This is a genomic window from Micromonospora sp. NPDC005171, assembly GCF_040608575.1.
GTDB lineage: Bacteria > Actinomycetota > Actinomycetes > Mycobacteriales > Micromonosporaceae > Micromonospora.
Map to the genome: position 1 here is coordinate 26,937 of NZ_JBEXIM010000052.1, position 8,949 is coordinate 35,885.

9 protein-coding genes are annotated in these 8,949 nt (G+C 71.8%); 4 read left to right on the forward strand and 5 right to left on the reverse strand.

The features are described from left to right. Positions 1–16 precede the first annotated feature (16 nt). Both ABZU74_RS31570 and ABZU74_RS31575 read left to right on the forward strand, forming a co-directional pair. Positions 17–1,396: an FAD-dependent oxidoreductase gene (locus ABZU74_RS31570; RefSeq protein WP_355431637.1), complete on the forward strand. Its 1,380-nt coding sequence runs from the start codon at positions 17–19 to the stop codon at positions 1,394–1,396. A 72-nt stretch (positions 1,397–1,468) separates the two neighbouring features. Then, complete coding sequence (locus ABZU74_RS31575) at positions 1,469–2,437, forward strand: LacI family DNA-binding transcriptional regulator (protein WP_355431661.1); 969 nt, start codon at positions 1,469–1,471, stop codon at positions 2,435–2,437. 132 nt (positions 2,438–2,569) lie between these two features. Here the strand turns inward: ABZU74_RS31575 and ABZU74_RS31580 are convergent, their stop codons facing one another. From ABZU74_RS31580 to ABZU74_RS31595, 4 genes are all read right to left on the reverse strand, one after another. Then, positions 2,570–3,523, reverse strand: coding sequence for a carbohydrate kinase (locus tag ABZU74_RS31580; RefSeq protein WP_355431640.1), 954 nt, complete (start codon positions 3,521–3,523; stop codon positions 2,570–2,572). Continuing rightward, on the reverse strand, positions 3,520–4,785 hold the full coding sequence (locus tag ABZU74_RS31585; protein WP_355431643.1) for an AGE family epimerase/isomerase: 1,266 nt from the start codon (positions 4,783–4,785) through the stop codon (positions 3,520–3,522). Before ABZU74_RS31585 ends, ABZU74_RS31580 begins: the two co-directional genes overlap by 4 nt. A gap of 247 nt (positions 4,786–5,032) precedes the next feature. Further along, a complete protein-coding gene (locus ABZU74_RS31590; RefSeq protein WP_355431646.1) occupies positions 5,033–5,458 on the reverse strand; it encodes a nucleoside deaminase in 426 nt (141 codons plus the stop codon). Continuing rightward, entirely contained in the window at positions 5,455–6,306 is an 852-nt protein-coding gene (locus tag ABZU74_RS31595) for an LLM class flavin-dependent oxidoreductase (RefSeq protein ID WP_355431649.1), read from the reverse strand. The genes ABZU74_RS31590 and ABZU74_RS31595 overlap by 4 nt, the downstream gene beginning before the upstream one ends. A gap of 100 nt (positions 6,307–6,406) precedes the next feature. Between ABZU74_RS31595 and ABZU74_RS31600 the strand changes: the two genes are divergently transcribed. Then, on the forward strand, positions 6,407–7,288 hold the full coding sequence (locus ABZU74_RS31600) for an aminoglycoside phosphotransferase family protein (protein ID WP_355431652.1): 882 nt from the start codon (positions 6,407–6,409) through the stop codon (positions 7,286–7,288). A gap of 32 nt (positions 7,289–7,320) precedes the next feature. On the opposite strand, the gene ABZU74_RS31605 is transcribed toward ABZU74_RS31600, so the two are convergent. Continuing rightward, positions 7,321–8,130 (reverse strand): DNA-formamidopyrimidine glycosylase family protein, encoded by an 810-nt coding sequence (locus ABZU74_RS31605; RefSeq protein WP_355431655.1) that lies wholly within the window; start codon positions 8,128–8,130, stop codon positions 7,321–7,323. A gap of 417 nt (positions 8,131–8,547) precedes the next feature. On the opposite strand from ABZU74_RS31605, the gene ABZU74_RS31610 reads away from it, so the two are divergent. After that, a partial coding sequence (locus tag ABZU74_RS31610; RefSeq protein ID WP_355431658.1) for a helix-turn-helix domain-containing protein occupies positions 8,548–8,949 on the forward strand: 402 nt, incomplete at its 3' end.

Sequence of the window (8,949 nt, forward strand, 5' to 3'; positions counted from 1 at the left end):
GTGACAGGATGAGCCCGTGGCGCAACGGCTGATCGTCATCGGCGGGGACGCCGCCGGAATGTCGGCGGCGTCCCAGGCCCGACGCCGCCGTGACCGTGGCGACCTGGAGATCGTCATCTTCGAGCGCGGCCACTTCACCTCCTACTCGGCATGCGGCATCCCCTACTGGATCAGTGGCCTGGTGCCCGGGCCCGAGGCGTTGATCGCCCGGGACCCGCAGACGTTCCGCGCCGAGTACGCGATGGACGTTCGGATGCGCCACGAGGTCACGACCATCGACCTGGAGAACCGCGAGGTGGTGGCCCGGGACCTGGACGGCGGTGACGAGGTCCGCGAGCGCTTCGACGACCTGGTGTACGCCACCGGCGCGGTGCCGGTGAAGCCGCCGTGGGCGGTCACCGAAGCGGACGGCGTGTTCGGCATGCAGACCCTCGACGACGGCGCGGCGCTGCGCGAGTGGCTGGACGCCGACCCCCAGCCGCGCCGGGCCGTGGTGGTCGGCGGCGGCTACATCGGCGTCGAGATCGCCGAGGCGCTACTCCTCCGCGGCCTCTCGGTGACCCTTGTCGAGGCGGGCGACCAGCCCATGTCGACGGTGGACGGCGACATGGGCGAGCTGGTGGCCGACGCCATGCGCGGCCTCGGCATCACGATCCGCACCGGCCTGCCGGTGAGCGGCCTGGAGCAGCGGGACGGCCGGGTGTCCGCGGTGGTCACCACCGAGGGGCCGATTCCGACCGACGTCGTGGTCCTGGGCCTCGGCGTACGCCCCAACGCCGCGCTCGCCGAGGCTGCCGGCCTGCCCATCGGGCCGACAGGTGGAGTCCGGGTGGACCGCCAGATGCGCGTTCCGGGGCTGCCCGGGATCTGGGCGGCCGGTGACTGCGTGGAGACGTTGCACCGGGTCAGCGGCATGCCTGTGCACGTGCCGCTGGGCACGCACGCCAACAAGCAGGGTCGGGTCGCGGGGATCAACATCGGCGGCGGGTACGCCACGTTCGCCGGCGTGATCGGCACGGCGGTGACAAAGGTCTGCGACCTGGAGGTGGGCCGGACGGGCCTCCGCGAGGGCGAGGCCAGGGCGGCCGGCTTCGACTTCGTCTCGGTGATCGCCGAGTCGACCAACCGGGCCGGCTACTACCCCGGTTCCCGGCCGATGACCGTGAAGCTGATCGCCGAGCGCCCCAGCGGCCGGTTGCTCGGCGCGCAGATCGTCGGTTGGTCCGAGGCGGCCAAACGGATCGACACGCTGGCCGTGGCACTCTGGAACGGCATGACGGTGGACGATATGACGTCACTGGACCTGGGCTACGCTCCGCCGTACGCGCCGGTGTGGGATCCGGTGCTCATCGCCGCCCGAAAAGCGGTCGATGCGCTCGCCGCGCTCGCCCGCTGACCCGCGCCCGCCGTGGAGGACCACCCCGTGACCCAGACCCCGACCCGGCCGACCGTGCGTCGGCGTCCCACGATGGTCGACGTTGCCCGGCGCGCCGACGTCAGCCTGAAGACGGTCTCCCGGGTCGTCAACGACGAGCCGGTGGGGCAGGAACTGGTCAGCCGGGTGCTGGCCGCCATCGCCGAGCTGGGCTTCCGACGCAACGACATCGCCCGCAACCTGCGCTCCCGGCAGCTCAACGCCACCGTCGGGTTGCTGATCGAGGAGATCGCCAACCCGTTCTACGCGACAATCGCCAGCGTCGCCGCCGAGATCGCCGCCGCCCACGGCACCATGCTGATCACCGCGTCGTCCGAGGAGGACCCAGAACGGGAACGCGCCCTGCTCCAGGACTTCACCCAGCGCCGGGTCGACGGTCTGCTGGTGGTGCCGGCGGGCCTGGACCACTCGTTCCTGCGTCGTGAGGTCGAGCTGGGCATGCCTGTGGTGTTCCTGGACCGGCCGCCGCAGGGCTTGCAAGCCGACGCGGTGCTGTTGGACAACCGGGGTGGCAGCCACGCCGGGGTGAGCGCGCTGCTCGACGAGGGGCACCGACGGGTGGGGCTGCTGCTCGGCGCGCCGAGCGTGCCCACCATGCGTGAGCGGCTGACCGGGGCACGAGCGGCGCTGGACGCCGCCGGGGTCGAGCCGGACGAGTCGCTGATCCGTGAGCGGCTCATCGCTCCCGAGGAGGCCGGTCGGGCGGTCGCCGCGTTGCTCGACCTCCCGGAGCCGCCCACCGCGTTCTTCTGCGCCAACAACCGGCTCACCGTCGGCGCGCTCCAGGAACTGCACCGGCGGGGCAGTGACGCCGCGCTCGTCGGCTTCGACGACTTCGAGCTGGCCCACCTGATGCCTCGACCGCTGACCGTCGTCGCGTACGACACCCGGGAGTTGGCGAGGGTCGCCACCGAGCGACTGTTCCAACGAATAGCCGGCGACGGCACCCCACCCACCACCACTGTCCTCCCGACCCAACTGCTCAAGCGCGGCCTGTCCTGACCCCGCCCACCCCGCCCCCTCGCCCTGCCACCCTCGGGATCCCGCAGTTTCGGTTGCCGACTTGCCGCTGAAGGTCCCGTTCTGTCGACAGAAAGTGCAAGATCGCGGGGGCAAGGGCGGGGGGAGGGTGGATTAGGTTGCGGGGTTTAGGAGTGCTTCTACCTCGGCGCGGGTTGGCGGGTCGGCGCCTCGGTGGGCGCAGGTCAGCGCGGCCACCGTGGCGGCCTGTCGGAGCACCTCATCCCACTGCTGCGGGGTCACCGCGGCGAGCCGGTCGGCCGGTCGGTCACCGAGCGCGTCGAGGTCGGCCAGCGCGGCCAGCAGGCCACCGGTGAACGAGTCGCCGGCGCCGACGGTGTCGACCACCGTGGTGCGGACCGCCGGCTCCTCGTGCAGCGAGCCGTCGGGCGCGAGCAGCCAGGCGCCGTCCCCGCCCCTGGTCACCACGGCGCAGGACACGCCAGCCGTACGCCATTCGGTCATCACGTCGGCCAGCGAACGATCCGGGTAGAGCCACGCCAGGTCCTCGTCGCTGGCCTTGACCAGGTGCGCGAGGCGGACCTGGCGGCGTACCCGCTCCTGCTCCGCCGCCCGGTCGGTGACGATGCTCGGCCGCAGGTTGAGGTCGATGGAGACGGTGAGCCCGTCCCGCTGGCGTTCCCTGGCGAGCAGGCCCTCCAACGCCTCGGCGCCGGGTGCCAACGCGAGCGCGAGGGAGCCGGTGTGCAGCGCGACCGCCGGTGAGCCGGCCAACTCGGGCAGTTCCCGCGGCGTCCACTGCCAGTCCGCCGCACCGGCCAGCCGGAACTCGTAACTGGCCTGCCCGGCGGCGTTCAGTGTGGCCACGGCCACCGACGTGGGCTCCTCCGCGTGAACCGCCCACTCCAGGTCCACCCGGTTGGCGCTCAGATGCTCGACGAGTTGGCGACCGTACTCGTCGCTGGCGAGCCGGGCGAGCAGCCGTACCGGCTGGTCGAGTCGGGCCAGCGTGACGGCGACGTTCGCCGGGGAGCCACCGGGCACGGCCCGCTGCCCCTCGGCCGTGACGACCAGGTCGATCAACGCCTCACCTGCGACGACGATCACGCGGTCACCTCCCCCGATGCGAGCGGGCCGGGGCCACCGAGCCCGTCGGCCGCGCGGGACAGCAGTACCGCCTGGTACGCGTGGTAGACGTCCGGTCGACCGTGCCAGACCGTGTCGGCGGGCAGGTTCTGCGTGTCCAGCTCGTGCCGCCATCCGGTCTGGTCGATGAGACTGCGGCGGGCGTACGCCCAGAAGACCCGGTACCAGTCGAGGTAGACCGCGTCCCCGGCGCGTCGGTGCAGGGTGATCGCCGCCCCGATGGCCTCGGCGAGAACCCAGTGCATCCGGGAGCGCACCACCGGCCGGTCGTCCCAGTCGATGGTGTAGACGAAGCCGTCCGCGCCGTCGACCGCCCAGCCGCGACGCACGGCGGCGGCGAACAGGGCACTGGCGTCGGCGAGCAGCCAGCGGGGTGGCTGCGGCAGCACCGCCTCCAACTCCAGCAGCAGCCGGGCCCACTCCAGCCAGTGCCCGATCGTGGAGCCGTACGGCCGGAACGGGTCGGCGGGCTGGTCCCGGTTGTAGTCGGGCAGCGGCGTCCAGTCGGTGGTGAAGTGCTCGGGCAGCCGCCAGTCGTGCCGGGCGGCCTCACCGTGCACGAGGTGGGTGGCGATCCGCAGAGCCCGGTCGGCCCAGCTCGCGTCGCCGGTGGCGGCGGCAGCGGCGAGGAACGCCTCGACCATGTGCATGCTGCTGTTGGCGCCCCGGTAGTCCTCGGTGACCGTCCAGTCCCGGTTCCACGATTCGCGGACCGCTCCGGCGTCGTCGTCCCAGAACCGGTCCCGCACGACGGTCAGCACGTCGGCGAGCAACCGGTCCGCGCCGGGCCGGCCGGCGCGCGCGGCGCCGGAGGCGGCGAGCAGCACGAACGCGTGGTCGTAGCCGGCCTTGCGGTCGTTGACCGGCACTCCCTGCTGGTCCACCGCGCTGAACCAGCCGCCGTACCGGTCGTCGCGCAGCAACGTGCTGAGCGCGGCGATCCCGTGGTCGACCAGGGCGGCAGCGTCCGGGTCACCGTTGCGGTGGGCGAGGGCGGCCACATGCGTCATCCGGCAGGTGATCCAGGTGTGGATCGGTTCGCCGCGATCCGGGGTGCGGTCGTCGGTGAGCCACCAGAACCCGCCCTCGGGCCGGACCGAGCGGCGAGCGGTGTCGAGCAGCGTCCGGGTCTGGTCGACGAGGAAATCGTCCAGATCGGGCAGGTCTGGCGACCCCACCGGAGCGGGGGTCGTTTCGGCGTCGGATCGGGGCACGTCGGTCATTTCAGCTGGTCACCGTCGGGTAGGAAAGGGACATACGGCCAGGATCGGCGGACGGACCGGGTCCCCGCCGCAAAACCGCCAACGGTACGCCACGAATCGACTGGCAACTGTCGGCGCGCGGCGGGAGAGGACCAGGGGGAGTTTCCTCCCATTTGCCCGTTGACATCGTTGTCACCGCTCAACCCTGCTCCGGCAGCCGGCCGACTGTCAATTCCGGCTGCGTCACACCGCCCCGGGACAGTTCCGGTCAGTAGTAGTCGTCGATCGGTTGACGCGCCTCGTCGAACAGCGCCGGCCCCTCGTACCGGACCGGAGGCAACGGCGGGGTGGCCGGCTTGACCTCCTCGAACTGCTCGGTGGACAGGGCGAACACCACCCGCCCGAGGCCGGAGCGGTCGATCGCCGTCGCGCACATCGGGCAGGGCTGGCAACTGGTGAACATTGTGGTGCCGGCGGCCAGCTCGGGAGAGAGTTCCCGAGCCGCCCAGCGGGCCAGCTTCAACTCCGGATGGGCGCTGATGTCAGCGTCGGAAACCACCGTGTTGTGGTCCTCGATCAGGACGACGCCATTCGCGTCGACAAGCAACGAACCGAACGGCCGTTCGCCGGAAGCCCCCGCCCGCCTGGCGATCTCCACTGCGTGGCGGAGAAACTTCTCGTCGTCGGGGGTCATCGATCCTCCTGGGTCTTGTGGTGTGCGGCCACGGCCGCAAGGGTCTGCCAGGCGCGTTCGGGCTGGCGGATCTCGGTCAGGTCGCCGTTGAACGGGTCCAGCACCACCGTCTCCGCGCCGAGCGCGCGAAGCTGGTCGAGGTCGCCGACGATCTGATCGATGGTGCCGACGCCGGCGAGCCGGTCCGGCTCGTTGATCGGTGCACGGGTCTCCTGGAGGGCGATCCGCGGCACCAACGCGGGCACCGGGCGACCCAGCTCGTCGGCGATGGCCGTCAGCCGTCCGACCGCCTCGGTCAGCCGTCCCGGTGTGACCCGCAGTGGATGCCAGGCGTCACCGAGCAGTACCGCGCGGCGCATGCCGGCTTCGCTGTTGCCGCCGACCCAGATCGGGATCGCCGCCGTGTCGTAGTCCTCGGTGTTCTGCCAGGCCGCCCGCATGGTGTGCAGGTATTCGTCGGTCAGCGCGCCGCGATGCCGGAACGGCACGCCGAGCGCCTCGAACTCCTGCCGGGCCCAGCCGACGCCGACGCCGAGGACGAGCCGGCCGCCGCTGAGCCGGTTGAGGTTCGCCGCCATCCGGGCGGTGAGCAGCGGATGCCGGTACGGGACGATGAGCACCGTGGTGCCCAGCCGGACCCGACTGGTCACCCCGGCCAGCCAGGACAGCGTGGTGAACGGCTCGTAGAACGGCGCCGGATACTGCTCGGCCACGTCCGGGGTCACCGCGATGTGATCGGAGACCATCAACAGGTCGAAGCCGAGACCCTCGACCGTCTGCGCCCACCGTCGCAGAATGTCGGGGTCGGTGCCCGGGGCGAAGTTCGGTACGTTCACGCCAATCTGCACCCGTCCACGCTAGCCACTGTGGACCGGCGTGGGAACGCCGTGATCGGCTGAAGCACCCGGCAGCCGAACACGGATCGCCGCACGGCACCAGGAGGGCCAGATGGATCTGCCCGAGGGACTCGACTGGGTACGCGGGTCACCGGCCGGTCGCGTCTGGCTGGCAGCACTCCCGACGTGGCTGACCGAGTGCGCCGAACGTTGGTCGCTGCGGGTCGGACCGCCCTTCCGGCACGCGTACGCCTCACTGGCGCTCCCCGCCCACCTGCCCGACGGCACGGCGGCGGTGCTGAAGCTCCAGTACCCCGACGAGGAGAGCCGGCACGAGGCCGACGCCTTGGCCCACTGGGACGGCGACGCGGCGATCCGTCTGCTCGCCCACGACCCCGGGCGGCGTGCCCTGCTGCTCGAACGCTGCCAGCCCGGCACTCCGCTGCACGACCTTCCGCCGGACCGGGCGCTGGACGCGGTGATCGGGCTGCTCCCCCGGCTCTGGCGACCGGCCGGCGCGCCGTTCACCCCGTTGGCGCAGGAGGCCGCCGGCTGGATCGACCGGATGCCCCGGTCCTGGGAACGGGCCGGCCGACCGTACGAGCGGCGGCTGCTCGACGCGGCACTCGAACTGCTCGGCGTCCTGGCGTCGAGCCAGGGCGAACAGGTGCTGGTCAACCAGGACCTGCACGCCGGCAACGTGCTCGCCGCCGACGCGCTCGACGCCGACCGGGGGCCGTGGCTGGCGATCGACCCGAAGCCGCTGACCGGGGAACGGGAGTTCTCGGTCGTACCGATGGTGCGCGGCCCCGAGTTGGGCCACTCGCCGGCCGCCGTCCGGCACCGGCTGGACCGGCTCAGCACCGAACTGGGGCTGGACCGGGAACGGGTCCGAGGTTGGACGATCGGCCACACGCTGGCCTGGAGCGTCGCCGACGACACCGTCTTTCCGGAAAAGATCGAGGTGGTCCGCTGGCTGCTCGACGCCGACTGAGGTCCGCCAGCGCCGCGAGGCGGGCGACCGGTTCAGCCGGCCTGGCAGGTACGGCACCAGTACAGGTTGCGACCGGCCAGTTCGCCCCGGCTGACCTCGGTGCCGCAGACGTGGCAGGGTGCTCCCGGGCGGCGGTAGACGTACACCTCGCCACCGTGCCGGTCCACCCGCGCCGGCCGGCCCATCGCCTCCGGCAGGTGCGCGTCGCGGACCGTGTCGATCCGGCCGTGCTCGACCGCGAGCCGCATCAACCCGACCAGGTCGGCCCAGAGCGCGTCCCAGCCGGTCCTGGTCAACTGTCGCCCCGGCATCGTGGGCGGCAGCCCCGCCCGGAACAGCGCCTCGGTCACGAAGATCAAGCCGGTGCCGGCCACCACCGACTGGTCCAGCAGCAGCGCGGCGAGGGGCGTGGGGCTGCGCGAGATCCGGGCGTACGCCCGCTCCGGGTCGGCGTCGGCGCGCAACGGATCCGGCCCGAGGCGGTCCCGCAGCGCGGCCACCTCGGGTGGGGTGAGCAACTCGCAGGCCGTGGGCCCGCGCAGGTCCAGCCAGTGCCGGTCGCTGGCCAACCGCAGCCGCAGCTGACCGACCGGCTCCGGCGGCTCCCCCGGCCCGTCGGTGAACTTGCCGTACAGCCCGAGGTGTACGTGCAGAATCAGCTCGCCGGCGTAGTGGTGCAGCAGGTGCTTGCCGTACGCCTCGGTGCCCTCCAGCACGGTCCCGGAGAGCCGGGCAGCACCCTCCGCGAAGCGACCCTGCGGGCTCGCGGCGTGCAGCTTGTCCCCGGCGAACAGCTCGGCGTGCCGGGCCGCCAAGCGGTGGATGGTGTGTCCCTCTGGCACGGGTGCCAAGCATAGACAGCGGTTGTCAGAAATACCGACTGGCCTGCGAGAACGTGAGCGCCGTCAACCGCTGGCCAGACCTGGCAATCTCGGGCCGATGTGGGGCCGGTGTGGGGCCGGGGTCGAGCGTGCGTCCACTTCTGTCGCGCGCTTGGTACGGCCAGGTAGGGCCAGGCACGTTCGGTGCCAGAACACCCCGAGGCTCTGGGACTGCCCTCGGCTCGCTGACCAGCCCGCACGGCGGGACGGAACAGCGGCATGAGGCACCGGCACGTCAGAGCCCGCTCGGTTGAGCCGCACCGGGATAGAACGCGGAGAGCACCGACGGGGACAACTGTCGTCACCATGCGTGGCGGGAGGAGTCCTTACGTCGGTGCTTTTGTCGTCTTGGGCTCTCCCGCCGGAGAGGGGTAAGCGTTGAGCACCTGGCATTCGCCGAAGGCGGTTGCCGAGCGGCTGGGCATCAGTGTCCGGTCCGTACGCAGGCTCATGGACCGTGGAGAACTGCCGAAGGTCAAGATCGGCGGCTTGGTAAGGGTCCACGATGAAGACCTGACCGCGTACGAGGCTCGCCAGCGCGCGACTGAGAAGCCGCCTAGCCGTCGTCACCCGGAGTGCGGACGGTACCGACCTGGCCGCGATGTACCGGGAGGTCACCGAAGCCCTCCAGATGTACAACGGCCAGCGGGACACCCTGCGCGACCTGCTCAGCTTCAACGTCACCACGGCCTGCGAGGACGTCATCCAGCGGCGCGGCCACCCTGGGCAGACGCTAGGCTCGGGCGAAGAGGGTCTACAGTGGGCGTGCGTATACGTTCG

Excerpts from the sequence above, each read along its gene's own strand:
- ABZU74_RS31575 (WP_355431661.1), top strand. The coding sequence starts at position 1,469 with ATGGTCGACGTTGCCCGGCGCGCCGACGTCAGCCTGAAGACGGTCTCC.
- ABZU74_RS31585 (WP_355431643.1), bottom strand. The coding sequence starts at position 4,785 with ATGACCGACGTGCCCCGATCCGACGCCGAAACGACCCCCGCTCCGGTG.
- ABZU74_RS31590 (WP_355431646.1), bottom strand. The coding sequence starts at position 5,458 with ATGACCCCCGACGACGAGAAGTTTCTCCGCCACGCAGTGGAGATCGCC.
- ABZU74_RS31600 (WP_355431652.1), top strand. The coding sequence starts at position 6,407 with ATGGATCTGCCCGAGGGACTCGACTGGGTACGCGGGTCACCGGCCGGT.